At 72.8% G+C, this 25,730-nt stretch carries 19 protein-coding genes and 3 pseudogenes; 15 read left to right on the forward strand and 7 right to left on the reverse strand.

The genetic code is table 11. From position 1 onward, the window contains the following. Positions 1-22: 22 nt before the first annotated feature. A complete protein-coding gene (locus tag ACFYP4_RS15485) occupies positions 23-2,464 on the reverse strand; it encodes a SpoIIE family protein phosphatase (RefSeq protein ID WP_388785736.1) in 2,442 nt (813 codons plus the stop codon). A gap of 268 nt (positions 2,465-2,732) precedes the next feature. Here ACFYP4_RS15485 and ACFYP4_RS15490 point away from each other — a divergent pair, with 268 nt between their 5' ends. Further along, on the forward strand, positions 2,733-4,871 hold the full coding sequence (locus ACFYP4_RS15490) for a SpoIIE family protein phosphatase (RefSeq protein ID WP_358854704.1): 2,139 nt from the start codon (positions 2,733-2,735) through the stop codon (positions 4,869-4,871). A 282-nt stretch (positions 4,872-5,153) separates the two neighbouring features. Here ACFYP4_RS15490 and ACFYP4_RS15495 read toward each other — a convergent pair whose 3' ends face one another. Continuing rightward, a complete protein-coding gene (locus ACFYP4_RS15495) occupies positions 5,154-6,491 on the reverse strand; it encodes a S1 family peptidase (protein WP_388785738.1) in 1,338 nt (445 codons plus the stop codon). Positions 6,492-6,613: 122 nt separating this feature from the next. On the opposite strand from ACFYP4_RS15495, the gene ACFYP4_RS15500 reads away from it, so the two are divergent. The 6 genes from ACFYP4_RS15500 to ACFYP4_RS15525 all read left to right on the forward strand — a co-directional run bounded on the left by ACFYP4_RS15500 (position 6,614) and on the right by ACFYP4_RS15525 (position 15,430). Further along, positions 6,614-7,027, forward strand: coding sequence for a PaaI family thioesterase (locus ACFYP4_RS15500; protein ID WP_388785740.1), 414 nt, complete (start codon positions 6,614-6,616; stop codon positions 7,025-7,027). Between the two features lie 456 nt (positions 7,028-7,483). Continuing rightward, complete coding sequence (locus tag ACFYP4_RS15505) at positions 7,484-7,699, forward strand: type A2 lantipeptide (protein ID WP_121407520.1); 216 nt, start codon at positions 7,484-7,486, stop codon at positions 7,697-7,699. A gap of 90 nt (positions 7,700-7,789) precedes the next feature. Then, a complete protein-coding gene (locus tag ACFYP4_RS15510; protein ID WP_358854707.1) occupies positions 7,790-8,599 on the forward strand; it encodes an HlyD family efflux transporter periplasmic adaptor subunit in 810 nt (269 codons plus the stop codon). Next, positions 8,596-10,833, forward strand: coding sequence for an NHLP family bacteriocin export ABC transporter peptidase/permease/ATPase subunit (locus ACFYP4_RS15515; protein WP_388785742.1), 2,238 nt, complete (start codon positions 8,596-8,598; stop codon positions 10,831-10,833). Before ACFYP4_RS15510 ends, ACFYP4_RS15515 begins: the two co-directional genes overlap by 4 nt. A gap of 1 nt (position 10,834) precedes the next feature. Then, positions 10,835-13,648: an NHLP bacteriocin export ABC transporter permease/ATPase subunit gene (locus ACFYP4_RS15520; protein ID WP_388785744.1), complete on the forward strand. Its 2,814-nt coding sequence runs from the start codon at positions 10,835-10,837 to the stop codon at positions 13,646-13,648. A gap of 279 nt (positions 13,649-13,927) precedes the next feature. After that, the gene (locus ACFYP4_RS15525) at positions 13,928-15,430 is read left to right on the forward strand and encodes a DHA2 family efflux MFS transporter permease subunit (RefSeq protein ID WP_358854715.1); all 1,503 of its coding nucleotides are present in this window, start codon (positions 13,928-13,930) and stop codon (positions 15,428-15,430) included. 60 nt (positions 15,431-15,490) lie between these two features. Here the strand turns inward: ACFYP4_RS15525 and ACFYP4_RS15530 are convergent, their stop codons facing one another. Continuing rightward, positions 15,491-17,071, reverse strand: coding sequence for a bifunctional phosphatase PAP2/diacylglycerol kinase family protein (locus tag ACFYP4_RS15530; RefSeq protein WP_388785746.1), 1,581 nt, complete (start codon positions 17,069-17,071; stop codon positions 15,491-15,493). Between the two features lie 135 nt (positions 17,072-17,206). Between ACFYP4_RS15530 and ACFYP4_RS15535 the strand changes: the two genes are divergently transcribed. The 6 genes and pseudogenes from ACFYP4_RS15535 (at position 17,207) to ACFYP4_RS15560 (ending at position 22,041) form a co-directional block, all read left to right on the forward strand. Further along, on the forward strand, positions 17,207-18,223 hold the full coding sequence (locus ACFYP4_RS15535; protein ID WP_358854709.1) for a Ppx/GppA family phosphatase: 1,017 nt from the start codon (positions 17,207-17,209) through the stop codon (positions 18,221-18,223). A gap of 447 nt (positions 18,224-18,670) precedes the next feature. After that, complete coding sequence (locus ACFYP4_RS15540; protein WP_358854710.1) at positions 18,671-19,666, forward strand: iron-containing redox enzyme family protein; 996 nt, start codon at positions 18,671-18,673, stop codon at positions 19,664-19,666. Between the two features lie 21 nt (positions 19,667-19,687). Next, positions 19,688-20,341 carry a HemK2/MTQ2 family protein methyltransferase gene (locus tag ACFYP4_RS15545; protein WP_358854711.1) on the forward strand — a complete coding sequence of 218 codons (654 nt, stop codon included), beginning with the start codon at positions 19,688-19,690 and terminating at the stop codon, positions 20,339-20,341. Then, positions 20,322-20,525 carry a CDGSH iron-sulfur domain-containing protein gene (locus ACFYP4_RS15550; protein WP_358854712.1) on the forward strand — a complete coding sequence of 68 codons (204 nt, stop codon included), beginning with the start codon at positions 20,322-20,324 and terminating at the stop codon, positions 20,523-20,525. Before ACFYP4_RS15545 ends, ACFYP4_RS15550 begins: the two co-directional genes overlap by 20 nt. Positions 20,526-20,774: 249 nt before the next feature. Further along, a pseudogene (locus tag ACFYP4_RS15555) lies at positions 20,775-21,115 on the forward strand (transposase family protein); the annotation flags it as partial. A gap of 116 nt (positions 21,116-21,231) precedes the next feature. After that, on the forward strand, positions 21,232-22,041 hold the full coding sequence (locus tag ACFYP4_RS15560) for a hypothetical protein (RefSeq protein ID WP_358854713.1): 810 nt from the start codon (positions 21,232-21,234) through the stop codon (positions 22,039-22,041). Between the two features lie 207 nt (positions 22,042-22,248). Here the strand turns inward: ACFYP4_RS15560 and ACFYP4_RS15565 are convergent. Both ACFYP4_RS15565 and ACFYP4_RS15570 read right to left on the reverse strand, forming a co-directional pair. Further along, positions 22,249-22,341, reverse strand: a pseudogene (locus ACFYP4_RS15565) (IS5/IS1182 family transposase); the annotation flags it as partial. After that, positions 22,337-22,510 (reverse strand): hypothetical protein, encoded by a 174-nt coding sequence (locus ACFYP4_RS15570; protein WP_388785750.1) that lies wholly within the window; start codon positions 22,508-22,510, stop codon positions 22,337-22,339. The gene ACFYP4_RS15570 and the pseudogene ACFYP4_RS15565, both read right to left, overlap by 5 nt. Here ACFYP4_RS15570 and ACFYP4_RS15575 point away from each other — a divergent pair. Next, positions 22,499-23,299, forward strand: coding sequence for an enoyl-CoA hydratase/isomerase family protein (locus tag ACFYP4_RS15575; protein WP_388785752.1), 801 nt, complete (start codon positions 22,499-22,501; stop codon positions 23,297-23,299). The genes ACFYP4_RS15570 and ACFYP4_RS15575 overlap by 12 nt on opposite strands. 87 nt (positions 23,300-23,386) lie before the next feature. Here the strand turns inward: ACFYP4_RS15575 and ACFYP4_RS15580 are convergent, their stop codons facing one another. Next, positions 23,387-24,352 carry a hypothetical protein gene (locus ACFYP4_RS15580; RefSeq protein ID WP_358854487.1) on the reverse strand — a complete coding sequence of 322 codons (966 nt, stop codon included), beginning with the start codon at positions 24,350-24,352 and terminating at the stop codon, positions 23,387-23,389. Between the two features lie 470 nt (positions 24,353-24,822). Between ACFYP4_RS15580 and ACFYP4_RS15585 the strand changes: the two are divergent. Further along, positions 24,823-24,990 (forward strand): annotated as a pseudogene (locus tag ACFYP4_RS15585) (IS5/IS1182 family transposase); the annotation flags it as partial. Between the two features lie 126 nt (positions 24,991-25,116). Here the strand turns inward: ACFYP4_RS15585 and ACFYP4_RS15590 are convergent. Next, positions 25,117-25,707: a hypothetical protein gene (locus ACFYP4_RS15590; RefSeq protein WP_358854488.1), complete on the reverse strand. Its 591-nt coding sequence runs from the start codon at positions 25,705-25,707 to the stop codon at positions 25,117-25,119. Positions 25,708-25,730 lie beyond the last annotated feature (23 nt).

Consider the following 25,730-nt stretch of genomic DNA (forward strand, 5'->3'; position numbering starts at 1 on the left):
TCATCCCGTGCCCGGTGGCGCCTCATTCCAGGACGATCTCGCTCCACACCTGCTTGCCGCCGCTCGCCGGCACGGTTCCCCAGGACGCCGACATGGCCTCGACGAGGAGCATGCCGCGGCCTCCGGTGGCCTCCCAGCCGATACTGGTCGGCTTGACGGGGGTGCGCGGCGAGGTGTCGGCGACGGTGATCCGCAGCCGGTTGTTGATGAGCGTGAGGTCGAGCCGTACCTGGCCGTCGGTGTGCACGAGGGCGTTGGTGACCAGTTCGGAGACGACGAGGAGGACGGCGTCCGCGTCGGCGTCGACGCGCCACGCACGCAGGGCGCGCCGGGTGAAGCGGCGGGCGTGGCGGACGGCCTCGGGGACCCGCCAGACCGTCCAGCTCTCCCGCAGCGGGCGCAGTGACATGCCGTCGTAGCGCGTCAGGAGGAGGGCAACGTCGTCGCTGCGGTTGGCGTCCGTGAGCAGTGTGTCGGCGACGAGCCCGAGATGGGCGGGGTCGCAGTCGGCGAGTTGGCCGGCCATGCGGGCGAGGCCGTCCTCGATGTCGAGCTCCGCCGACTCGACCAGGCCGTCCGTGGTCAGGGCCACCACGGTGCCGGGCGTCAGGCGCAGTGGGCTCATCGGGAAGTCGGCCTGTCTGACGACGCCGAGCGGTGGGCCGCCCTCGGACTCGGCGATCTCGGTCCTGCCGTCGGGGTGGCGCAGCACCGGCGGCAGATGCCCGGCGCGGACGAACCAGGCGGAACCCTCCTCCATGTCGACGTCGACGTAGCAGCAGGTGGCGAAGAGGTCGGTCTCCATGTCCACGAGGAGACGGTTGGCGAGCGAGACGACGACGTCCGGGGGGTGTCCCTCGACGGCGTACGCGCGCAGGGCGGTGCGCATCTGGCCCATCAGGGTGGCGGCTCCGGCGTTGTGTCCCTGGACGTCGCCGATGACGAGGGCGACGTGGTTGTCGGGCAGCGGGATCACGTCGTACCAGTCGCCGCCCACTTCCAGTCCCGCCGTGGTGGGCAGGTAGCGGGCGATGGCGACCGCGCCCGGCAGGCGGGGCAGTCTGCGGGGCAGCAGGGTGCGCTGGAGCATGCCGACGAGTTCGTGTTCGGCGTCGAACGCGTGGGCGCGCATCAGGGCCTGCCCGGTGAGGCCGGCCGCGGCGGTGAGCAGGGCGCGCTCGTCGGGACCGAACTCGTGGGGGTCGTCCCAGCCGATCAGGCAGACGCCGCCCACGCGTCCGCCGGCGGCCAGTGGCAGGACGGCGAGGCCGCCGGGTCCGACGTCGGAGAGCGCGGGTTCCAGGGCGGTCGTGGCGGGCCAGATCGCCGCGCGTCCCTCGGTCAGGGCCGCCGCGAGGGTGGGCATGGCGCGGACGGGCGCGTCCGGCCATTCGGACCGCCACTCGGTGCGCCACAGTCCGGGCCAGGCGTCCGGCTCGGGCGGGTCCAGGACGGTGACGACGAGGCGGTCCCCCTCCAGTTCGGCGAGGGCGATCCGGTCGGCCTGGAGGGGCTTGCGCAGGGCGGTGACCACGGCGTGGCTGACGTCGCGGACCGTGCCCGCGGTGGCGAGCGCGGCGGCGAGGCGCTGGACGCGGGCCACGTCGTTGACCCCGGGGCGCAGCTTCGAGGCGTCGGCGACCGTGCCCACCAGGCGTGCCGCATGGCCGTCGCCGCCGGGCAGGAGCCGTCCGCGCAGCCGTAGCCAGCGGGGGACGCCGGACGGCTGGAGGATGCGGAACTCCAGCTCGCGGTCGCCGATGGACATGTGGTCGGCCTCCACGACCGACATCAGCGACGGGAGGTCCTCGGGCACGGTCAGGGCGAGGAGCGTCTCGACGTTGCCGTCGAAGTCGTCGCGGCCGATGCCGAACAGTTCCAGCATCTCGTCGTCGATCTCGACCCGTCCGCTGTCCATGGCGAGGCTGAAGGAGCTTGCGGGCAGCTCGTCCCGGTCGCCCGCGGGGGCGGGTGCCGGTGAGGCGGCGGCGTCGGCGAGCAGGGTGAGGCACTCGCGGTCCTCGGTGCCGAAACCGTGCTCGTGCTCGCTGACGGCGACCAGGCAGCCGCCGTCGCGCAGGGGCAGGACGGCCAGGAAGAACTCCTGGGACGGGAGCCGCCGGGCATCGGCGCAGTGCGTGAGGTCCTCGGGCGTCAGCCAGCGGGGTTGTCCGGAGCGGTGGGCGTCCGCGGCGGGCGCGGTCCCGGCGAGGGGATAGCTGTCGCGCAGGCCGTACAGCGTCCTGGGTACCCCGGCGGCCTCGATCAGGCACAGCTCGTCGCCGCCCTCGCCCGGTGCGTACACGGCGGCCAGGGTGACCCCTGCGAAGACGAGCGCCTGTTCGAGGATGCGGCGCAGCCGTTCGTGGGGGTCGAGGTCCGCGGTGAGCGTCTTGAGGGCAAGTTCGGCACGCGACGATCGCGTTCTGCGTCCCGCAGCGCCCTCACTGACCACGTCCGTCATTACAGCGCTTCCGGGGGGCTCGCGCAGCCCCTGCGACGGTTCCGGAGCCGCCGGACCGGTGGCTCGGGTGCCGTCCCGAGGTCGCCCGGACGCGACGTCCCGCCCGGGTCACCGTGCGTTCCCGCGGGGGGCGTCGGCGCCCGGGTTCCGTGTCCCCCACCGGCCGGCGTCCCCCTGCTCACCGGGTAGGCGCGGGCACCTCGCCGTGCGCGATGCGCCCGCGCGCGAGAGCCTTGACCCCTGGGACCCGTCGCGGCCATGCGAGGAGGTGGTCGGCGTGTCCGACTGGCAGGCGTCCGGTCAGACGCCGCCCGCCCCCCGGGCGCCGGTGGGCCGACCGCTGCTCTCGCTCACGCTCGCCACGATCCTCGACGACGTACAGGCCCATTCGGGTGCGGTGTATCTGCTGGCGCCGGACGAGCCGGTCCTGGAGATGGCGGTGATGGCCGGACTGCCCCGGGCCTTCGCCGCGCCGTGGGAGCGGGTGGGGCTCAACGCGCCGATCCCGGTCGCCGAGGCCCTGCGGCGACGGGAGCTGATCTGGGTCAGCGGCGAGGAGGAGATGGCGCGCTGCTATCCGCGCATCGCCGTGGTCCTGCCCTATCCCTTCGCCCTGGCGGCGGTCCCGGTGGCGACCGAGTCCACCGCCTACGGCGCGATGTTCGTGACTTGGCCGGGCGCGCACCCGGAGCTGTCGGAGCGGGAGCGGTCCCATCTCGTCGCGGCCGGCGACCGGCTCGCGCTGCGCCTGGAGCGCGCGGTGCGGCAGAACCGGCCCCCGTCCGCGGAACCCGACCTGCCGGCGCCGACGGGCGAGCTGACCGGCAGCCTCGGCACGGTGGAGGCGGCCCGCATGGTGGAGCGGCTGCCGTACGGGCTGTGCGCGCTGGACCTGCACGGGCGGGTCAGCTTCGCGAACCGGACGACGGGCGACCTGCTGGGCGTTCCGGTCGGCGACCTGGTGGGCACCCAGCCGTGGACGTCCGTGCCCTGGCTCAACGACCCCGTCTACGAGGACCGCTACCGCGCCGCCCTCATGAGCCAGCAGGTGACGTCGTTCGTGGCGCTGCGCCCGCCCGGTGACTGGCTGTCGTTCCGCCTCTATCCGAACACCGACGGGCTGAGCGTCCGCATCGCCCGGGCCCGCGCGGTGTCCGAGATGAACCGGAACCCGCCCCGGCGCACGGACACCAGCCCGCGGCTGGTCACCATCTCCCACATCCTGAGCCTGGCCAGCGCGCTCACCGAGGCGGTGAGTGTGCAGGACGTGGTCCAGCTGGTCGCGGAGGAGATCGCGCCCGCCGTCGGCAGCAAGGCGCTGGCCGTCCTCGGGACCCACGGCGGGCGCCTGCACGTGCTCGGCCATCACGGATACCCGGACCCGGGAGTGGTGGGGCGCTTCGACGGCCTGCCGCTCAGCGCGCACACTCCCGGGACCCGGGTGCTGACCAGCGGGGTGCCCGCGTTCTTCGAGTCGCGCGGGCAGCTGGATCACATCTACCCCGAGCGGAACGCCACGCCGGACGGCATGGCCGCCTGGGCGTACCTGCCGCTCGTCGCCTCCGGACGCCCGGTCGGCACCTGCGTGCTCGCCTACGCGGAGCCCCGCGCCTTCCCGGCCGACGAGCGTGCCGTGCTGACCAGCCTGGGCGGACTCGTCGCGCAGGCCCTCGAGCGGGCCCTCCTCTACGACGCCAAGCACCAGCTGGCGCACGGCCTCCAAGCCGCGCTGCTGCCGCACTCGCTGCCCGCCCTGCCCGGGATCGAGGCGGCGGCCCGCTATCTGCCGGCCAGCCTGGGCATGGACATCGGGGGCGACTTCTACGACCTGGTGCCCACCGGCGGGCAGGCCGCGGCGGTGATCGGGGACGTGCAGGGCCACAACGTGACGGCGGCCGGCCTGATGGGGCAGATCCGTACCGCCGTACGGGCGTACACGGCCCTCGGCCAGCCGCCGGGGGAGGTCATGCGGAGCACGAACCGGCTGCTGATCGACCTCGGCACCGAGCTGTTCGCCAGCTGCCTCTACCTGCGCCTGGACCCGGTCGGCGGGCGGGTCGTCATGGCGCGGGCCGGGCACGTCCCGCCGTTGCTGCGCGCGCCGGACGGGCGGGTTGAGATCCTGGACGTGGCCGGCGGCCCGCTGCTCGGGATCGACGCGTCAGCCGCGTATCCGACGACGGAGGTGGCCCTCGCCCCCGGTTCGGTGCTCGCGCTGTGCACCGACGGGCTCGTCGAGTCCCCCGGGGTGGACCTCGATGACGCCCTGGCCGAGCTCGGCGAGCGGCTCGCCGCAGCCGGGGACCTGCCGCTGGAGGCGTTGGCCGACTCCTTGGTCCGGCAGACCGAGACGGCGCAGGAACGGCCGGACGACGTCGCGTTGCTGCTGCTGCGGGCCGGTGGCTGACGGGGTGCCCGTCGGCCGTGCGGCCGGTCTCGCGTTCCCCCGGAGCGGCGCGGGGCGGGCCGCCCGGCTCTGCCGCCGGAGTGACGCGGGTCGCCCCCGCCCGGCCGCCGGAGTGACGCGGGCCGGGCGCAGAGCGGTCCGGCCCTCCCGCCGGAGAGCCGGACCGTTCCACCGCCCGGGCGAACCGCTTGAGCGTCCGGTGCGGCGGGCTTCTGTCATCCCGGGACGGTGACCGAAGGCGTTCTCCTCACCTCGCGGGTCACCGGCCGATGTGCGACGAGGTCAGTGACCCGTGCCGGTCAGCCCGGAGCCGTCGTCCGCCCCGTCGTCCGCCGGAGCCGACGGGTCGGCGGTCTCACCGGCGCCCCCGGCCTGCTGGTCCTCGGCACCGCCCGGCGCTTCCTCACCCGCGCCGGCCTGGCCCTCCTCGCCCGCGCCTGCCTGGCCTTCCTCGCCGGCCTGGCCCTCCTCGCCCGCCTGGTCGCCCGCACCCGCACCCGCGTCCCCGGCGCCGGCGCCGAGTGTCGCGCCGACCGCTTCCAGCGCGGTGGTCACCGGCTGGAAGAACGTCTCGCCGCCGCTGGTGCAGTCGCCGCTGCCGCCCGAGGTCAGGCCGATCGCTCCGCCCTCCTGGGTGAACAGGGAGCCGCCGCTGTCGCCCGGTTCGGCGCAGACGTCGGTCTGGATGAGACCGGTGACCGTGCCCTCCGGGTAGTTCACGGTGGCGTCGAGGCCGGTGACACTGCCGTCCTTGAGGCCGGTCGTGCTGCCCATCCGGAAGACCTGCTGGCCCACCGCCGCCTCGGCGGCCTGGGTGATCTCCACCGTCTGGCCGTTGCCGACGTCGACGGTGCTGGCGGCCTGGGTGTTGGGATCGTCGTACTTGACGAGGGCGAAGTCGCCCGCTCCGGGGAAGGTGGCCTGGTCGACCGTGGCGATCGGGGCGCCGTCCTGCGCGTCCGACCATTCGGCGGCCGCGACCCCGCAGTGACCCGCCGTCAGGAACGCCGGACTGCCGTCGCCGGCGGTGACGTTGAAGCCCAGGGAACAGCGGGCTCCGCCGCCGAAGATGGCGTCGCCGCCCTCCACGAACGTCTTGAAGGTGCCGGCGGACTTCTTGACGGTCGCCACGTCGGAGCCGAGCGACTTGACCGTCGACGTGAGCCGGTTCCACTTGGCGCCGGTGACGGTGCGGTCGGCGGTGACCCGGATCTCGTTGGTCCTGGGGTCGACCGACCAGGCGGTGCCGGGGATCGTCGCGTCCGTGCGCAGCGTTCTGGCCGCGGCCTTCAGTTCGGCGGTGCTGTTGTCCACCTCGTTGGGGACGGCGCCGGCCTTGCGGATCTCGTTGTCGACATTGCTGTCGTCACCTACGACGTTGATGATGATCTGCTGCTTGTCGGCGTCGTAGTAGGAGCCCGCGAAGGCCTCGCCGAGCCGGGAGGCGAGCTGTGCGGCCACGTCCGGCACCTCGGCGGACTTGAACGTCCGGGGCGCGGCATCGGTAGTGTCCGTCTGGGACGCCATGGCGTTGGGCAGCACGAGTGCCGCCGCTCCGAGCGCCACCACGCTTCCTGCCGCGATCGCGGCCTTGCGCTTGGGTATGCGTTTGTGACTCAACTCTCGACCTCCTGTGGGGGACGGGGTCCGCGCCGCCGTCCGGCAGCTGAATGGGGGGCGCCTGGATGGCAGTTGATACGGACGTGCCGACTGGGGCGTTCAACGCGGGGGACAATCCCCGCATGACGCTGACACTCGCCGAAGCCGACCGGATCCTCGCCGACCACTTCGCCCCGTGGGTGCTCGACCTGGGGTTGTCCGTAAAGGAGTTGGGGGACGACCGGGCCGTGCTGCGGCTTCCGTGGTCGTCCCGGCTGGCCCGTGCGGGCGGTTCCCTGTCCGGTCAGGTCCTCATGGCCGCCGCGGACACGGCGACGGTGATCGCGGTGTCCGCGGCGCGCGGCGGCTTCGTCCCGATGACGACCGTGCAGCAGTCCACGACTTTCCAACGGGCCGTCACGGACGCGAACGTGTCGGTCGAGGCGGTCCTCACCAAGCTCGGCCGCCGGACGGCCTTCGCCGACATCACCATGACCACGGAGGGTTCGCGTGACATCGCGGCGCGGGCGAGCACGGTGTACGCACTCCTGGGCTGACTCGGCACGCTCCGCCATCGCCAGGTGACGCTCCGTCCATGATCCGGAGCGGAATCACGGCTTCGGCGAATCTGCACATCGGCTGCGCAACGAGGCCACCGCGCACGGCGGATCTGCACACGCGTCCGCCGTGCGCCCCGCCGCGAGGTCCGGACTGTCCCATTCCGCTCCCGTGCCGCACGAGGTGGCGTGAACCGATGCCGCGCAGCATGTGAAGAAGTCGGCGCCGAGACGTGCCGACTCCTGCACGGTTTCGGCGCCGGGGCCCGCAAGTGCCCTGGTGGGAGCAGGGATTGATTGGAGGACCGCCGCGCCCCCGTGCTTTGATCCGTTGCACCGCGGTTCGCAGACGGTCCCGGAAACGGGTCCTGCGAGGCCGCGGGTCGCGGCCGGCCATCTGTCCCCAGAGGGGGCCGCTCCCCCCTTATGAATATCCATACGAAGGGAAGTTCCATCATGAACTCCACCCCCCAGGTTGCGACCGTCGAGATCTCCGACGCCGAGCTCGACAACGTCGCGGGCGGCCTGTCCGTCCAGGCCGTCGGCACCGTCACGGACCTCGTGGACTCGGTCGCCCCGGTCTCCGGCCTCGTGGGCACCGTCGTCGGCACCGTCGAGGGCGTGACCGGCCTGAACACCGCCCCGGTCACCGGCCTGGTCGCCGGTCTCTGATCGCACCCCGCGCCGTCGAGTCCCGGAACCACTCCCCGGTTCCGGGACTCTCGGATGCCGTGCGTCTCTCGAACAGGTGAGGGAAGACCCGTGCAGTTCCGCCAGCAGGCCCTCGCCAAGCTGCAATCGCCGGAGGAACTCGACCTGCCGGTGCGTTTCGCCCGCCCCCAGGGCTGGCTCGTGCTGTCCGTGACGCTGATCGTCATGGCGGCCGCGTCGGTGTGGGCCGTGACGGGCACCGTGGCGTCCACCGTCAGCGCGCCCGCCGTCCTCACGCACGGCGAGGGCAGTTACGTCCTGCAGAGCCCGGTCGCGGGCCAGGTCACCGCGGTCCTCGCCGAGGAGGGCCGCCGGCTCCCGGCGAACGCCCCCGTCCTCCAGGTCCGTACGGCACAGGGCGAGAAGACCGTCGTCCGCACGGTCGCCGCGGGCCGTCTCACCGCGCTCGCCGCCACCGTCGGGGCGATCATCACGACCGGCGCGAACGTCGCCGCCGTCGAGAAGGTCGCCCGGGCCGACGACCCGCTGTACGCGACGGTGTACGTCCCGGCGGAGAACGCCGCGGGCATCCCGGTGAACGCACCGGTGGACCTGACCGTGCAGACGGTGCCGGCCCAGCGGTACGGCGTGCTGCGCGGCCATGTGAAGGCGGTCGACCGGACCGCCAGGACCCGGCAGCAGATCACCGCCTACCTCGGTGACAGCCAGCTCGGCGAGCAGTTCACGAGGAAGGGCAGGCCGGTGGCCGTCCTGGTGCGCCTCGACCGGTCGTCCGGCACGAAGAGCGGCTACCGGTGGTCGTCCGCCGACGGGCCGCCGTACGCGCTGGACTCCATGACCCTGGCCACCGGTTCGATCCGCCTGGCCGATCAGCGCCCGATCGATTGGCTCCTGCCGTGACCGCCCCCCAGGACACCCTGCCGCCCCCCGTCCGGCGCAGACGCCGCGCCCCCGCACCCCGGCGCACCTCGCCCAAGAGCAGGCAGAAGACCGTCCGCACCCCCACCGTGCTCCAGATGGAGGCCGTGGAGTGCGGCGCCGCGTCCCTCGCCATGGTGCTGGGCCACTACGGTCGGCACGTCCCGCTGGAGGAGCTGCGCATCGCCTGCGGCGTCTCCCGGGACGGGTCGCGGGCCAGCAACCTGCTGAAGGCGGCCCGTAGTTACGGTCTGACGGCCAAGGGCATGCAGATGGACACGGCCGCGCTGGCCGAGGTGAGCGCGCCCGCGATCCTGTTCTGGGAGTTCAACCACTACGTCGTCTACGACGGGACGGGCCGCCGCCTCGGCCGGCGGGGCGTGCACGTCAACGACCCCGGCAAGGGCCGCCGTTTCGTCCCGATGGAGGATTTCGACACCAGCTTCACCGGCGTCGTCCTGGTCATGGAGCCGGGTCCCGACTTCCACCGGGGCGGCCGCAGACCGGGAATCCTGGGTGCGATGCCGGCCCGCCTGCGCGGGACGTCCGGCACCATGCCCGCGGCGGTGCTGTCGAGTCTGCTGCTGGTGGCGGTCGGCGCGGCGGTGCCCGCGCTCAGCCGCCAGTACATCGACATGTTCCTGATTGGCGGTCAGACGTCGCTGCTGGGCGTGCTGTTCGCGTCCATGGGCGTCTGCGTGCTGCTCACGGTGGTGCTCACCTGGCTCCAGCAGGCCAACCTGCTGCGCGGCCGCCTCATCTCCTCCACGCTGAGCAGTGCCCGCTTCCTGCGGCACCTGCTGCGCCTGCCGGTGACCTTCTTCTCCCAGCGCAGCCCCGCCGACCTGGTCCAGCGGCTCCAGTCGAACGACGCGGTGGCGGAGACGCTGGCCCGTGACCTCGCGGCGGCCGGGGTGGACACGGTCGTGGTGGTGCTGTACGCCGTCCTGCTCTACACGTACGACCCCCAGCTGACGGCCGTGGGTATCGGCGTCGCCCTGCTGAACGTGGTGGCGATGCGGGTGGTGATCCGGCTGCGGGCGACCCGGACCGCGAAACTGCGCGCGGACAGCGCCCGGCTGACCAACACCGCGTACACCGGACTGCAGTTGATCGAGACGATGAAGGCGACCGGCGGCGAGGACGGCTACTTCCGCAAGTGGGCGGGGCAGCACGCCACCACCCTCGAGGAGCAGCAGCGCCTCGGTGTGCCGAGCGCCTGGCTGGGGATCGTCGCGCCCACCCTGGCGACGCTGAACAGCGCACTGATCCTGTGGATCGGCGGACTGCGCGCCGTCGAGGGGCACATCTCGGTGGGGCTCCTCGTCGCCTTCCAGGCGCTCGTGACCCGCTTCACCGCGCCGATCACCCGGCTCAACGGCGTCGCGGGCCGGATCCAGGACTTCGCCGCCGACGTGGCACGCCTCAAGGACGTGGAGAACTTCCATGCCGACCCGCTGTACGCCAGGACCGGCACGGGCGAGTCCGCCCGGCGGCTGCACGGTCATGTGGAGCTGGAGAACGTCACGTTCGGTTACAGCCCGCTCGACAAACCGCTGCTCACCGGCTTCTCGCTGACGGTGGGCCCCGGCCGGCAGGTCGCGCTGGTCGGCGGGTCGGGCAGCGGCAAGTCGACGGTGTCCCGACTGATTTCGGGCCTGTACGCCCCGTGGGAGGGCACGATCCGTATCGACGGCCGGCGTCTGGAGGACATCCCGCGCGGCGCGCTCGCCGCGTCCGTCTCCTTCGTCGACCAGGACGTCTTCCTGTTCGAGGGGTCGGTCCGCGACAACGTGGCGCTGTGGGACCCATCGATGCCGGACGAGGCGGTGACCGCGGCGCTCGAGGACGCGGCCCTGTACGACGTGATCATGCGCAGGCCGGGCGGGATCCACAGCCGGGTCGAGCAGGACGGGCGGAACTTCTCGGGCGGCCAGCGGCAACGACTGGAGATCGCGCGTGCCTTGGTGCGCAGGCCCAGCATCCTGGTGCTCGACGAGGTGACCAGCGCGCTGGACGCGGAGACCGAGCAGGTCGTGATGGACAACCTCCGCAGGCGCGGCTGTGCCTGTGTGGTGATCGCGCACCGGCTGAGCACGGTGCGCGACAGCGACGAGATCGTCGTGCTCGAGCACGGCACCGTCGTGGAACGCGGGCGTCACGACGCCCTGGTGGCGGCCGGCGGCGCCTATGCCGAGCTGGTCAGGGAGCGGTGAGATGACGACGGTGCACGACGGCGACCTCGTCCTCGGGGCGCTCGGCGGAATGGGCACTCCCCTCGACTGCACGGGCCTCAACCGCCTGGACCTGGAGGGCCCGCAGGTGCTGTGGCTCATCGCGGCGGGCGCCATGGACCTGTTCGCGGTGGACGCCGCCGAGCAGGGCCACTGGCATCACCTCGGCCGGCTCGAAGCGGGCTCGCTGCTGCTCGGTCCCGTCACCGGGCCCCAGCACACGCTGGCCGGCAGGCCGCTGCGGGGCTGTGTGGTGCACCGGATCGCGCTGCGCGAGCTGTACCGGCAGTCGCCCGCGGAGACCTGGTCGTACGACGCGTACGGGAACCCGCAGCACGTGCCGCCGACGTCGAGTCCGCTGGAGTACGCCCTCGCCCTCGGTGTCGGCCGCAGTCTCTCCATCCTGTTCCAGGCGCCGATGGCCACGACGAACGCCGCGGCGCTCACCGACGACGACGTCTTCTGGATGCAGGTGCCGCCCGGGAGCGTCCAGTACGGCTCGCTGTACGGCGCCGAGGCGGCGGCCGACCTGCTGATGGACCCCGGCGTCTGGCAGGGCATGGTCGATCAGCAGTACCGCCTGCTCGCCACCCTCGACCGGTGGATCGAACAGCTGGAGGAGCACCACGAGCACCGGACGGCGGCGGGCATCGAGGCGGGCGAGGCCGTCCGCGCCCGGGCCGACCGCACCCTGCTGGCGTCGATCGGCAGGTCGGCGAAGCGGCCGGTGGCCGCGGACGCGGACGCCACGTACGCGGCGTGCGCGCTGGTCGCCGGGGCGGCCGGGATCACCCTGGCGCAGCCGGCCCGGAGCGGAGTCGAGAGCGAACGGCTCGACCCGGTCGAGCGCATCGCCCTGGCCTCCCGGGTGCGGGCCCGGGCCGTACGGCTCGACGGCCGCTGGTGGCACGACGACATCGGCCCGCTGGTGGGGCACCGTGCCGTGTCGGGGGCGCCGGTGGCGTTGCTGTGGCGACGCGGCGGCTACGTGGCGGTGCAGCCGTCCTCGGGCCGGGAGACGCCCGTGGAGAAGGCCAACGCTGCGGAGTTCGAACCGCGGGCGGTCATGTTCTACCGGCCGCTGCCCGAGCGCCGGCTGAGCCCGCTGCGCCTGATGCGGTTCTGCCTCCGGGGCACGGGCGGTGATCTGCGGAACCTTGCCATCAGCGGTCTGGTGACGGTGGCGATCGGGGCGCTGGTGCCGATCGCCACCGGCAAGGTGCTCGGCGAGTACGTGCCGAAGGCCCAGCAGGGTCTCATCGTGCAGGTCTGCCTGGCCGTCATGGTCACCAGTGTCGTGTCGGCGGCCTTCATGCTGCTGCAGAACCTGACCCTCCTGCGGATGGAGGGGCGCATCGAGGCGACGCTGCAACCGGCGGTGTGGGACCGGCTCTTGAGACTGCCGACGAAGTTCTTCGCCGCCCGCTCGACCGGTGAACTCGCGAGTGCCGCCATGGGCATCAGCGCGATCCGCCGGCTGCTGGCGGGCGTGGGCCCGACGGTCGCGCAGGCGGGCACGGTCGGTGCGATGAACCTCGGGCTGCTGCTCTGGTACAGCGTCCCGATGGCGCTCGCCGCGATCGGGATGCTCGTGGTGATCGCGGCCGTGTTCCTGGGGCTCGGTCTGTGGCAGGTGCGCTGGCAGCGCCGCCTGGTCGTGCTGGGCAACAAGCTGAACAACCAGGCCTTCCAGACCCTGCGGGGGCTGCCGAAGCTGCGGGTCGCCGCAGCCGAGAACTACGCGTACGCGGCGTGGGCGGGCGAGTTCGCGCGCAGCCGTGAACTGCAGCAGAAGGTCGGCCGCATCAAGAACCTCACGACGGTGCTGGGCGCGGTGTACCTCCCGCTGTGCTCCCTGCTGATGTTCATGCTGCTGGCGGGTCCCGCCCGCGGGTCTCTCTCGGCCGCGGAGTTCCTCACCTTCAACACCTCGGTGACCATGGTGCTCACCTCGGTCACCCAGCTGACCAGTGCCTTCGTGTCGGTGGCGGCGGCGCTGCCGATGTTCGAGGAGATCAGGCCGGTGCTGGACGCGGCCCCCGAGGTGCGCACGGCGAGCACCCGTCCGGGTGTGCTGTCCGGCGGGATCGAAGCGCGCGGGCTCTCGTTCCGGTACTCCGACGACGGCCCGCTGGTCCTCGACGACGTGTCGTTCGACGTCCGGCCGGGCGAGTTCGTGGCGATCGTCGGGCCGAGCGGCTGCGGCAAGTCGACCCTGCTCCGGCTGCTGATCGGCTTCGACAAGCCGGTCTCGGGGAGTGTCCTCTACGACGGCCAGGATCTGGCGGCCCTCGACCAGTCCGCCGTACGGCGTCAGTGCGGTGTCGTGCTCCAGCACGCCCAGCCGTTCACCGGGTCGATCCTGGACTGCATCTGCGGCACCGAGCCGTACACGCCGGAGGAGGCGATGGCGGCGGCCCGGATGGCCGGTCTCGCCGAGGACATCGAGCGGATGCCGATGGGGCTGCACACCATCGTCTCGGGCAGCGGTGCGATCTCGGGCGGGCAGCGGCAGCGCCTGATGATCGCCCAGGCGCTGATCCGCCGGCCGCGGATCCTGTTCTTCGACGAGGCGACCAGCGCCCTGGACAACGAGACGCAACGCACGGTCATCGAGAGCACGCGGTCGCTCAGCGCTACCCGGGTGGTGATCGCGCACCGGCTGTCGACCGTGCTGGACGCGGACCGCGTCATCGTGATGGAGGACGGCCGCGTCGTCCAGCAGGGCCCGCCGGCCGAGCTGCTCGCGGACACGGGCGGACGCCTGCACGAACTGGTGCGACGCCAGATGCGGTGAGCGGCGCCGATCCGCACGGAGGCCGGGTCCCCGAGGGGTCCCGGCCTTCGCATGTCCGCGCATAGCGGAGGGTGCTCCCTTTCCCCGGGGGCTCCCTCCCGGGGGGCTCCTTGCCGAGGGGGCTCCCTCCCAGAGGACTCCCTCCCGGAGGGCTCCCGGGATGAGGGGCGGCGCGCAAGCGAAACTTTGCCGTTTCGATCCGTCTGGTCTACGCTCGACGTGTACGAAACCGTTTCGTTTACGTGCCCGTCACGCGGCGCCACTTCCCTGGAGCGTTCTCTGATGTCCCCGACCCTGACCGAAAGCACCCCCGCGGGTGCGCAGGAGGCGCCCGCGGCGCACCCGGCGAAGCGGTGGTGGATCCTCGCGATCGTCGGTATCGCCCAGCTGATGGTGGTCCTCGACGCCACCATCGTGAACATCGCCCTGCCCTCCGCCCAGGCGGACCTCGGCTTCTCCGACGGCAACCGGCAGTGGATCGTCACGGCCTACTCCCTGGCCTTCGCGTCCCTGCTGCTGCTCGGCGGCCGGATAGCCGACCTGTTCGGGCGCAAGCCCGCCTTCCTCGTCGGCGTGGCCGGCTTCGCCGCGGCCTCCGTGCTCGGCGGCGCCTCGACCAGCTTCGGCATGCTCGTCATGGCACGCGCCCTCCAGGGCGTCTTCGGCGCACTGCTCGCCCCCGCCGCCCTGTCGCTGCTGAACACGAACTTCACCGAGGCGAAGGACCGCGCCAAGGCCTTCAGCGTGTACGGCGCGATCGCGGGCGCCGGCGGCGCGGTCGGCCTGCTGCTCGGCGGTGTCCTGACCGACGCCCTCGACTGGCGCTGGACCCTGTACGTCAACGTCGTCTTCGCGATCGTCGCCTTCGCCGGCGGCTGGGTGCTGCTGAGCAACCACCGGGACGCCGCGAACTCCAAGCTGGACCTGCCCGGCACGCTGCTGGTCTCCTCCGGGCTCTTCGCCCTGGTCTACGGCTTCTCCAACGCCGAGACGCACGACTGGGACTCCCCCGCCACCTGGGGCTTCCTCGTCGCCGGCGCGATCCTGCTGAGCGCGTTCGCCTGGTGGCAGACCCGGGCCGAGCACCCGCTGCTGCCGCTGCGCGTCCTGCTGGACCGCAACCGTGCCGCGTCCTTCGTCGCCGTGCTCATCACCGGCGCCGGCATGTTCGGTGTCTTCCTCTTCCTCACCTACTACCTGCAGCTGAACCTCGGCTTCAGCCCGACCAGGACCGGTGTGGCCTTCCTGCCCATGGTCGGGGCCATGATGATCATGGCCCAGCTCGCCACCACCGTCCTGGTGCCGCGCATCGGACCGAAGACCGTCATCCCGGCGGGCTTCGCGATCGCCGCGGCCGGCATGGCGTGGCTGACCGGCATCGGCGTCGCCTCGGACTTCTCGACCGCCGTGCTGCCCCAGCTGATCCTCATCGGCGCGGGCCTCGGCATCGTGATGCCGCCCGCCATGGCGCTGGCCACGAGCGGAGTGGCGGCCGAGGACGCGGGCGTCGCCTCCGCCACCGTCAACACCATGCAGCAGGTGGGCGGTTCGATCGGTACGGCGCTGCTGAACACCCTGGCCGCGAGCGCCGCGACCAGCTACCTGTCCGGCAGGAACCCGACCGACAAGCTCGTCCGGGCCCAGTCGACGATCGAGAGCTACACCACCGCCTTCTGGTGGTCGGCCGTCCTGTTCGTGGCGGGCACGGTGATCGCCTTCCTGCTCTACCGCCGCGGGACGCAGGAACCGGACCCGGACGCCGCACCGGTCGTCCACATGTGATCGCCGCCGGACCGGGCCGCCGGTCCGCGGCACCGGTCACTCACCGAGAGCACCGGTCACTCAACGAGCCGAGGGGCCGCCGTCCGCAGGGAGACGGCGGCCCTTCGTCCGTGCCCGGTGCCGGGCGGCCGCGGCCGCGATGCGGGCCTGCTGGGCCAGCTCGTTCTGCGGCAGGGCCGGCCGGTAGACGACGAGGGCACCCGGCTGTTTGGACAGCCGCAACTCCTGTGGCGCGGGCGCGACTTCACCGTCGTAGGCGAGCGGTCCCGCGCCCCGCAGACCCGACAGTGCGACGCTCGGCAGGGTCTGGGCGCTGTACACGCGGGAGCGGCCCAGCGCCCCGGCGAGCGCGGAGACGACCACGCGGGTGCGGGCGAGGCGGTGGTGGCCGTCGACCATGCGCAGGTCGAGCAGTCCGTCGTCCAGCCGCGGCCGGAAAGCGGGCGCGAAGCCGTCGGGCAGATACCGGCCGTTGCCCGCGAAGAGCAGCCACAGGCGCCGCGTGCGCCCGTTCACACGCACCTCGACCGGCGTGGACGTGCGCAGGACACGAGCCAGCGCGAGAGCCGCCGCCGGCCACTTGCCCCACCGCCTCTCCAAGCGCTCCCGGATCCGCACGAGTTCCGGGTACAGGCCGATGCTGAAGGTGTTCAGGAACCGCACCTCCTCCCCCGCCGCCGCGGCCGCCACCCCGATGTCCACGGCCACCGCCTCGCCCCGCGCGACCGCGACCGCGGTGTCCTCGAACTCCGGTACGCCCACGTCCAGTGCGAAGTGGTTGAGGGTGCCGCCCGGGAACACCGCCAGGGCGAGACCGTGCCGGGCGGCCGCCCGGGCCGCCGCGTTGACGCTGCCGTCGCCGCCGCACACGCCCAGCGCGCCGCCCGACCGCACGGCCCGGTCCACCGCCGCGCCGAGCAGCTCCGTGAAATCGTCGTCCGGGCCGCACTCGACCAGTTCGGCCCGGGGCAGCAGTCCCCGCAGGTGCGCCGCGGCAGGCAGTGGCACGGGGGACGCACCCGTACCCGCGCCGCTGTTGACGAAGACCACCAGTCCCTCGCCTTCGGGCAGTGCGGGCGCGTCGGCCGCGGGCCGTTCCCGCTCCGGGGCGACGGCGCGCGGGGGCCACCAGTGACAGGTCAGCGCGGCGGCCCCGGCGCCGATCGCGACGCCGGCCAGCACGTCGCCGGGGTAGTGCACGCCGACGTAGACCCGCGAGAAGGCGACCGCCGCCGCCAGGGGCGCGACCAGGACACCGTACCGGGTGGACTCCAGGGCGACTCCGGTGGCGAAGGCGGCGGCCGAGGCGGAGTGCCCCGAGGGGAAGGAGGTGGTGTGCGGCTGACGCCGCAGGTGCCGGACCGGCGGCACGTGGTCCAGGAGCGGGCGGGGACGCCGGGCACCCCGCTTGACGACCGTGTTGACGGTGAGCGAGGCGAGGGCGAGCGAGCCGGCGCCGCGCAGCGCCGCCCGGCGGGCCGTACGGCCGCCGAGCACGGTGAGCGCGGCGGCGGCTCCCAGCCAGAGCCGGCCGTGATCGGCGGAGCGGCTGAGCCGCCGCACCGCCGGATCGGCGCCGGGCAGCCGCGCGCCGGCGACCCGTGTGAACAGCAGCTGGTCCCACTCACCCAGAACACCCATGCTCCACCAGTACGGGATCCCCGGCGGTGCGGCATCCGGGGCGACTCGGACCGGTGGCGGCGCTGCTCCGGGCGGCGCACACCGCGGCGTGCTCCCGGTGGGCGTGCTTCGACGGGAGTCGGGTAGTTCCGGGGCATGCGACTGAGCGTGGTGGACGTGGGATCGAACACTGTCAGACTGGTGGTTGCCGACGCCGAGGGCGGGGTGCCGCTGCCGGTGCACACGGCCAAGTGGCGGCTGCGGCTGTCCGAACACCTGGAGCCCGACGGCCACATCCCGGAGGAGTCGGTGCACCAGCTCGTGCAGGCGGTGCGCGAAGCGGTCCGGACCGCTGAACAGTGGGGTGCGGCGGGCCCGTTGGCCTTCGCCACGGCAGTGGTCCGCAACGCCCCGAACCGCTCGGAGATCCTGGGGACCGTCCGGGCGGAGACCGGTGTGCCGCTGTGCACGCTGCCGGGCGAGGTGGAGGGCGAGCTCACGTTCCTCGGGGCCCGAAGATGGATGGGCTGGAGATCGGGGCCGCTCGCCCTGATGGACATCGGCGGCGGTTCGCTGGAAGTGGCCTTCGGCCGGGGCCGGTTGCCGGACTTCGTCGCCTCGCTGCCGCTCGGGGCCAGGCGGCTGACGCAGGAGTTCCTTCTCGACCAGGACCCGCCGACGCCGGAGGCCCTGCGCGCGCTGCGGCGCAGGGTCCGTCACCAACTGCGGGACGTGGCCGCGCGCATCCGCTGGGAGGGACCCCGTACGGCCGTCGCCACCTCGCGGACGTTCCAGCAGCTGGCCCGGCTGTGCGGCACCGCACCCGGCCGCCACGGGCCCTTCGTGGAGCGGGAGTTGCGCCGCAGGGAGCTGGCCGGGGCCATTCCGCGTCTCGCCGCGCTCCCGGCGGACGAACGCGCCCGGCTCCCCGGCATCTCGGCCCCCCGCGCCGCCCAGAGCCTCGCCGGCGCCGTGGTCGGGCACACCACCATGAAGCTCACCGGCGTGAAGGAGGTCAGCATCTGCCCCTGGGCCATCCGCGAGGGCGTGCTGCTGCGGCACATCGAGGACGGCGGGTCCTGGTGGGCGGAGATCAGCGAGCGCGGCGACGACCTGCCGGCGCCCACCGGGGCGGGAGCCGTGCCGCTGCGCATCCCGGCCCAGGCCCGCTGAGCGCCGCAGTCCCGCGTGGACGGCCGCCCGGCTGCGGACACCGTCGCGAGCCCCGGCGATGCCGCGCGGCGACCACGGCGCCGGCGACCCGCCCGGACGCCACGGGGCGCACTGCCGGCCGGCCCGCGGACATCACGGTGCCCGGCCCCTCCCCGGGCGACCCGGTCGAAGCAACCGGGCGACCCGGTTGCGCCCGTCCCGCTGAGCCGTCCCGATGAGTCGTTTCGATGAGCCGTCCCGCTGAGCCGTCCCGACCATCCCGCTCCAGCCACGCCGTCCCGACCATCCCGCCCCGACCACGCCGTCCCGACCATCCCGCTCCAACCACGCCGTCCCGACCATCCCGCCCCGACCACGCCGTCCCGACGAGCCCGTCCCCCAGGGCGCCCGCCCCCCCGTCGTCCCCACACCGCGGATGACCTCGCGCGAGGCGGGTACCCGGCGGCCATGACAGAAGATCGTCCAGGCCCGAAGCTGCCGCCCGGCCGCGGCCCCGTCTCCACGGCGGTCCTCGCGCACCTGACGGGTGCGGGCCCGCTCCCGGCGCCCGAGGAGATCCGCGAGGCGGCGCCCTACGGGGACGACCTGCAGCTGGCCCTGTACTGCTGCTACGAACTGCACTACCGCGGTTTCGCCGGGGTCAACGCCGGCCTCGAATGGGACCCGGACCTCCTGCGGACCCGGGCGGCGCTGGAGGACCGCTTCCTGACCGCCCTGCGCGCGGACACCCGGGTACACGACAGCGTCGAGGCGGCGGTGAAGGAACTGCTGGTGGAGCCCGCGGAGGGCACCGGGGTGAGCCACCACCTCCGCGACGAGGGCGAGCTGTGGCAGATCCGCGAGTACGTGGCACAGCGCTCGCTGTACCACCTGAAAGAGGCCGATCCGCACGCCTGGGTGCTGCCGCGCCTGTGGGGACGGGCCAAGGCCGGGATGGCCGCGGTCGAGTTCGACGAGTACGGGGGCGGCCGGGCCGAGAGGGTGCACGCCAAGCTCTTCGCGGACATGATGGACGACCTGGGACTCGACACGACGTACGGCCACTACCTGGACCAGGCGTCCGCGGAGATGCTGGCCACCGTCAACATGATGTCCCTCTTCGGTCTGCACCGGAATCTGCGCGGCGCGCTGGTGGGGCACTTCGCGGCGGTCGAGATCACGTCCTCGCCCGGCTCCCAGCGGCTCGCGGAGGCCATGCGGCGCACCGGTGCGGGGCCCGCCGCCGAGTTCTTCTACGACGAGCACGTCGAGGCCGACGCGGTGCACGAGCAGGTCGTACGCCACGACGTGATCGGCGGCCTGCTGGCGGAGGAGCCGTACCTGGAGGCCGATGTCGTCTTCGGCATCGACGCCACGGGCCATCTGGAGGACCGACTCGCCCAGCGGCTGCTCACGGAGTGGCACGCGGGAAGGCAGACCCTACGAGGTACCCATATTTCATGATTCCCCGGGTACTCGCCCCGCGTGAAACCTCTGGCACTTCCGGGCGTCTACGCCCCACAGGATGACACCTCGCTGCTGGTCGGCGCGCTGTCCGACGAACCGCTCGTACCTGGGGCGCGCGTGCTGGACGTGTGCACCGGTACCGGCGCTCTGGCCCTCGCAGCCGCGCGGAAGGGCGGCCGGGTGACCGCGGTGGACGTGTCGTGGCGGGCGGTGTGCACCGCCCGCCTGAACGCGCGTCTGGCCGGGCTCCCCGTGCGTATCGTGCGCGGAAACCTGTTCGCCCCGGTGGCGGGCCAGTCGTTCGACCTGATCCTCACCAACCCGCCGTACGTGCCCGCGCCCGACGCCGAGGGCACCCCGCGGGGTGCGGCCCGGGCCTGGGACGCGGGCCGGGACGGCCGGCTCGTGCTGGACCGGATCTGCCGCGAGGCACCCGCCCTGCTGCGGCCGGGCGGCGTGCTGCTGATGGTCCACTCGGCGCTCAGCGGCGCCGAGCCCACCCTGAAGCTGCTGCGCGCGGCCGGTCTGCGGGCCGCGGTGACGGAGCGCAGGTGGGTCGCGTTCGGCCCCGTACTGCGCGAACGGGAGGGCTGGCTGCGGGAACGCGGTCTGCTCTCCCCCCACGAGGAAAAGGAAGAGCTGGTGGTCATCCGTGCCGAACGACTCGTCTGACGCCCCGCGCCGGATCACCGTGCAGCGGCGCGGCCCCCTGATGGTGGACGGGCCGGTCGAGGTCGAACTCGAGGACGGCAGCGTCGTCTCGTCCGACCGCTTCCGCGTCGCCCTGTGCACCTGCCGGCTCAGCCGCCGCTACCCCTGGTGCGACACCAGCCACCGCCGCTCGAAGCCCACCTAGGCTGGGTCTTCACCCAGGCGGCGTTTCACCCGTTCGGGCGAACAGCATCGCGACGATGCCGTCCGCCCTCCGCCGCGTATTGTCCGCACTGCGACGCACCGGTGACGATCGCGGTCGGCACTACGGCTGCTACTCCTGGATCCGCGACTGGAATCTGGGGGATGTCCACCAGTTCCCGCTCCGGCTGGCCATCCCGCACGAGCTGACCGGCACAGGGAGGACGTTGCACGAGACGGCCGTACGGTATGGGTGTCTGGACAGCCCGCTCACCGGGTGAGTCCGCTTCAGTCCGGCAGACGGATCACTGCGCTGCGGCGCGAGGCGCCGACCCGGTCCGCAGGGGCCGGCCATGGAGGCTGCCGTTGGCGGACCGGGTCCTGCTGGTCGCCGCGTACTGGCGGACCTACCTCACCCTGCGTCAGCTGGCCCCGCTTTTCGACGTCTCGAAGTCGGCCGCGCACCGCATCATCGATCGCCTCCGGCCGGCGCTCTCCCTGCAGCAGCGCAAGCGATTCCGCAAGGACACGGTTCTGATCGTGGACGGCACGCTGGTGCCCACGCGTGACCACGCCATTGCCGAGCAGTCCAAACCAATACATGTAGACGCGGGCAGGACTGATCAATCCAGCTCCCTGCAGGGGCGTTGGCGGAAAGTCCTGATGCTGTCACTCTGTGTGGAGGAGTGGCGCCGGCCCAGGGGGAGCAGATGGTCTACTTGGTCTTGTCCGCGGTCGTCGGCCTGATGCTGGCGGTCTGTGGGGGGTTCACGCTCACTGCTGCGCACCGTATCCGCCGCCTGCCGCGGGCGGCTCCGGTCGAGGAGTTCCGGGTGACGCTCTATGAGTGGGCCGCCCTGGGCGACCGGAAACGGGTGGTGCTGACGGCGCTCACCCGCGTGTACCTCGGCCCATCGCCGGATGCCGGGAGGCAGCCGGTCGCTGATGACGCCCCACGCGATGCGGTCGAAGACGCTGCGATGGCCGCGTGGCGCAAGCACGCCCCCCACGACCCGGCCCGCGCGGTCAGGGTCGCGGCGAAATCCGCAGCGGTCGGGCAGGCTACCGCCCGGATCGCGGCGCTGAAGATGGTGACGGAGGAGCAACTGGGCCGGGCTCTGACCAGTGCCCTGGAAAGTTTGCAGATCCCGCTGATGGGCGCGGCGAGCCTGCTGTTCGCGTCGCTGATCGGGTGGGCGAAGGGAGCATCAGGAGCACTGGTCGCTGTGGTGGTCAGCGGTGGCCTGCTGCTCATCGGCCTCGCGGTGTACGGGGCTGTGCGCGCGGTGCCGCGGTCGGTGACGGGTCATGACGGTGTCGTGGTCGGCTACCTCGCCGGGCGCGGCGGCCGTTTCCGGTTGGTCGTCGATCCGGAGCCCCCCGAGCACGCCGCCGCCCTGCTGAGTGTGGCCGGCTTCGGGACGGGCAGCGTCAGCATGCCGCAAGCCCTGCGCGACACGATCCTCTACCCGCCCACCATCGAACTCAACGGCAGTGGAGGCGTAGGACTGGGAATCTAGGTGTTGCGGGACATGACGTTGGTTGCACAGTCCGATGTCGGTGAAACCGAGGTGCCTCGACGAGCATCAGTCGGGCAGCGTGCGGGCCATGCCGAGTCCTGAGTCAGACAAGGTGGGGCTTTCGGTCACGCCGTCAGCCCCCTGAACCACTGAGCTGGTAGCCGTCGTCGCACCGAATTCTGCGGGCGGGTGAGGGTGCCCTTGGTTACGGCGGCGGATACCGCGCTCGCGAAGCCATCGACGCAGGTGGTCGTAGTCGTAGCCGTTGTCCGCGTGCAGTTTCGCCTGCCGCCGACTACGGCAGCACCGATGCCCTGTGGTCTATGCCGAGCTGCGGGAGGAGACCGGGGACCGGGACGGTGCCGAGGTCCTGGCCCGACAGGCCGCCGACCAAGGCGACACTGATGGTCCCCGCAGCTCCCGAAGGACTCGACGACGCGGAGAGATCCCTCAGCTCATGGGTGCTCATGGGTACCCATGGGTACTGCACGCCACTGACAACGCCATCTCGTGGATCACCCTGAACCGGCCCGAGGCCATGAACGCCGTCACCCCGGACCAGCGCGAACGTGTGATCGCGCTCCTCGCGGAGGCGTCCGCCGACCCCGGCGTCCGGGCCGTCGTCGTCACCGGGACGGGGCGCGGCTTCTGCGCGGGCGCCGACCTGCGGGGCACGCCGGCCGGCGGTGACCGGGTGCCCGGTGACGTGGCCCGCACCATCCGGCTCGGCGCGCAGCGGCTCGTCTCCGCCGCCCTCGACTGCGAGAAGCCGGTGATCGCGGCCGTGAACGGCACCGCCGCCGGTATCGGCGCCCATCTGGCGTTCGCCTGCGACCTGGTCCTCGCGGCCGAACCGGCCACGTTCATCGAGGTGTTCGCGCGCCGGGGACTGGTCCCGGACGGCGGCGGCGCCTATCTGCTCGCGCGCCTGACCGGACCGCAGCGCACCAAGGAGCTGATGTTCTTCGGCGACGCGCTCACCGCCGCGGACGCGGAACGGCTCGGCCTCGTCAACCGTGTCGTCCCCGCCGGGGCCCTGGAGCAGACGGCGCGCGCCTGGGCGGAGCGGCTCGCCGCGGGCCCGACCCGCGCCCTCGCCCTGACCAAGCAGCTCGTCAACGCCTCCCTGGACGGCGACCGGGCCGCGGCGTTCGCGCTGGAGGCGGCGGCGCAGGAGATCAACATGACGACGGCGGACGCCCGGGAGGGCGTCGCGAGCTTCGCGGCACGCCGGACCCCCCGATACCGGGGACGATGACCGAATCGCGAACCACGGGGGCGCGTCCACGGCCCGTGCCGGGTCCTGGCATTCCGGTCAGGCCGAGGGGGCCGAGCCGGTCCCGGCTCAGCCGTCCCCGTGGCGCTTCAGGATCCGCAGGTCCCCCGCGTCGGGGTCGCCGAACAGGACGAACAGCTCGGGTTCGGCCTGCGTGCCGCCGATGGTCCAGAACGTCTCCGTCCCGCACCCTCCGCGGACGCGTACCAGCACACCGTCCCGCGCTTCCGGCCCGTCCCCGGGGAAGAAGTCGTGGCGGCCGTCCCGGTCCAGGAGCCAGCTTCCGGTCCCGTCGCAGGTGGTGAGGTCCTCGCGTCCGAAGTCTTTGGCGTCGGGCTGGGCCGGCAGGCGGGTCAGCTCGGCGCCTCCCAGGGGGTGCAGCCTCAGTTCGGCGCCGTGGCCGTCCCGCCAGACCCCGGTCAGCTCGCGCGCGGACAGTACCGGCGGCTCGTAGGCGTCGACCAGCCCCATGACGTCGGCGGCGATGCCGCCTGCCAGCGCCACCACGAGGAGGCCGAACGACGCCCCCGCGGCCCGCCACCAGACACCCCTCGTCCGCAGCGCGCGCCACGGAGTCCGCGCCCTCCTGCGGACGTACGCGACGCCGAGCACGGGCAGTACGCCGGACACCGCGACGAGCACGGCCGCGTACAGGTACGCGGCGCGGCCGAGCACGGCGAACGGGATCGCCCAGAGCGCCCCGAGGACCGCGACGAGGGCGAGATGCCGGGCCCACTCGGGGCCGCCCAGCCGCCGGAGCACGCGCCGGGCGAGGCCGGCGGCGGGCATGGTGAGGGCGTAGGCGTGCAGCCACCCAACGACGAGGAAGAGCGGCGGGGCGAGAACGACCATGCAGAGAGCGCCGAAACCCACGATGCCGCCGCCGTGGTCGTCGCCACCGTAGGACGCCACCCACGTGATGATCCCGGCCGCGGGGAGCTGCGCCGCGCAGACCGCAGCGGCCGCGGTGACCTCGACGCTCGGCCCGCCGGTCCCTGTTCGCGCACTGACGTGCGCCGTTTGTCCCCACCCCATGGCGACGAACATACGCGGGGCCCCCTGGACGCCCGTGGAGGGGGCCCCGCCCCGGCCGGCCACCCCGGCGGCACCCCTCCCCACGGACCGAGAGGCAAAGCCGACCCCCGCACTACCCATCTGCGATCCGTCAGCTCCAATGGACGGTGTGATGGGACACGCAGGGATGGCGGCCGCCGCCGTCCGTTGTCTCAGGTCGGCCGGGGCTCCCACCGTCGCGGAGTCTGGGGAGGCGCTGCTGCGGCCCGGGTTGCGCGTGGACGGCGACGACGAACGCGCGCCGTTCGACCAGTCCGAGTTCCGGCGGGTCCTCTGGAACTTCGGGACCGGGGAGGTGCAGAAAGACGGGACCTGGCACGACGCGCCGGTCCCACAGCGCCGGATTGGAGCGGACGGCTCGGTCTACTACCAGTTGGCGGTCAGGTCGGGTGACCCGCCACGGGGGCCCGAGAAGGGTGTTCCGCAGCCCGGCCCTCGGACGCTCGCGAGGTGGCCCGACCAGCAAGGTTCACCTGGTCTGCGATGCCCCATGACGTCCGCTCGCCTTCACCGTAACCAGCGGGAACACCAACGACTGCCCCCAGTTCACCGCCGTGATGGGAGCGATCCGGGTACCCCGGACCGGGCCGGGACGGCCCGTGTTCATGGCCCGATCACGTCATCGGCGACAAGGACCACGGAAGATGGTGTGGTGCGCACTCGCGGCGGGCGCGCCGATGGACGACGGCCTTCGCGCGAGTGCCGCGCGAAGGCCGGAAGCCCGATCAGCAGGGGCGGATACTCCGTACGGGCGCCCAGTCCACACCGGTGACCTGGGAGCTGCGAGCGGCCGGCATCCACCAGGTCGACCCGCTGGTGAAGGTCAGCAGGGGGCTAGTGCCTGCGGTCTGGTTGTTGTCCCACGAGCCCACGGTGAACCAGGGGATGGTGCGGGCCCAGCCGCAGCTGTACATGCCGATGTTGTCGCCAGAGAAGTTCTGGTACTTGTACGCGCAGAACCACCCGAAGTCAGCTCCGCCCACGCACTCGGCGGCATTGGGCCCTTCCACAGCCGCACCCATGTCTCCGAGCTGCCGCGGCTGCTTCTCCCCCGGCACGGCGACGTTCAGCACCGCGCCCTTGAGGTCGATCTGGTTCGGCGACACCTGGGTGCCGTTCCCGGCCAGCTCGGTCAGGTAGGCGTCCACCTTGGCCTGCAGCCCGGCCGCCTTGCCGGCGCTCAGACCCGCTTCACGGGACTCCGCGATGAACGCCGCACGGCCGTCGGCCGTGGCGTTCGCCGTGCCGGTTCCGGCGATGGTGGCGAGCACCGCCATCGCCATCGCGCTGAGCAGGATCATGAATCTGGAAAGCACGGGTTTCTCCCTTCGGTACAGGA

The sequence above is a fragment of the Streptomyces sp. NPDC005551 genome (genome assembly GCF_042871785.1).
Classification (GTDB): Bacteria; Actinomycetota; Actinomycetes; order Streptomycetales; family Streptomycetaceae; genus Streptomyces.

What these genes read in the sequence shown, in the direction of transcription:
- ACFYP4_RS15485 (WP_388785736.1), bottom strand. Translation starts at nt 2,464, where the DNA reads ATGACGGACGTGGTCAGTGAGGGCGCTGCGGGACGCAGAACGCGATCG.
- ACFYP4_RS15500 (WP_388785740.1), top strand. Translation starts at nt 6,614, where the DNA reads ATGACGCTGACACTCGCCGAAGCCGACCGGATCCTCGCCGACCACTTC.
- ACFYP4_RS15505 (WP_121407520.1), top strand. Translation starts at nt 7,484, where the DNA reads ATGAACTCCACCCCCCAGGTTGCGACCGTCGAGATCTCCGACGCCGAG.
- ACFYP4_RS15520 (WP_388785744.1), top strand. Translation starts at nt 10,835, where the DNA reads ATGACGACGGTGCACGACGGCGACCTCGTCCTCGGGGCGCTCGGCGGA.
- ACFYP4_RS15530 (WP_388785746.1), bottom strand. Translation starts at nt 17,071, where the DNA reads ATGGGTGTTCTGGGTGAGTGGGACCAGCTGCTGTTCACACGGGTCGCC.
- ACFYP4_RS15535 (WP_358854709.1), top strand. Translation starts at nt 17,207, where the DNA reads ATGCGACTGAGCGTGGTGGACGTGGGATCGAACACTGTCAGACTGGTG.
- ACFYP4_RS15540 (WP_358854710.1), top strand. Translation starts at nt 18,671, where the DNA reads ATGACAGAAGATCGTCCAGGCCCGAAGCTGCCGCCCGGCCGCGGCCCC.
- ACFYP4_RS15560 (WP_358854713.1), top strand. Translation starts at nt 21,232, where the DNA reads ATGGTCTACTTGGTCTTGTCCGCGGTCGTCGGCCTGATGCTGGCGGTC.
- ACFYP4_RS15575 (WP_388785752.1), top strand. Translation starts at nt 22,499, where the DNA reads ATGGGTGCTCATGGGTACCCATGGGTACTGCACGCCACTGACAACGCC.
- ACFYP4_RS15570 (WP_388785750.1), bottom strand. Translation starts at nt 22,510, where the DNA reads ATGAGCACCCATGAGCTGAGGGATCTCTCCGCGTCGTCGAGTCCTTCG.
- ACFYP4_RS15580 (WP_358854487.1), bottom strand. Translation starts at nt 24,352, where the DNA reads ATGGGGTGGGGACAAACGGCGCACGTCAGTGCGCGAACAGGGACCGGC.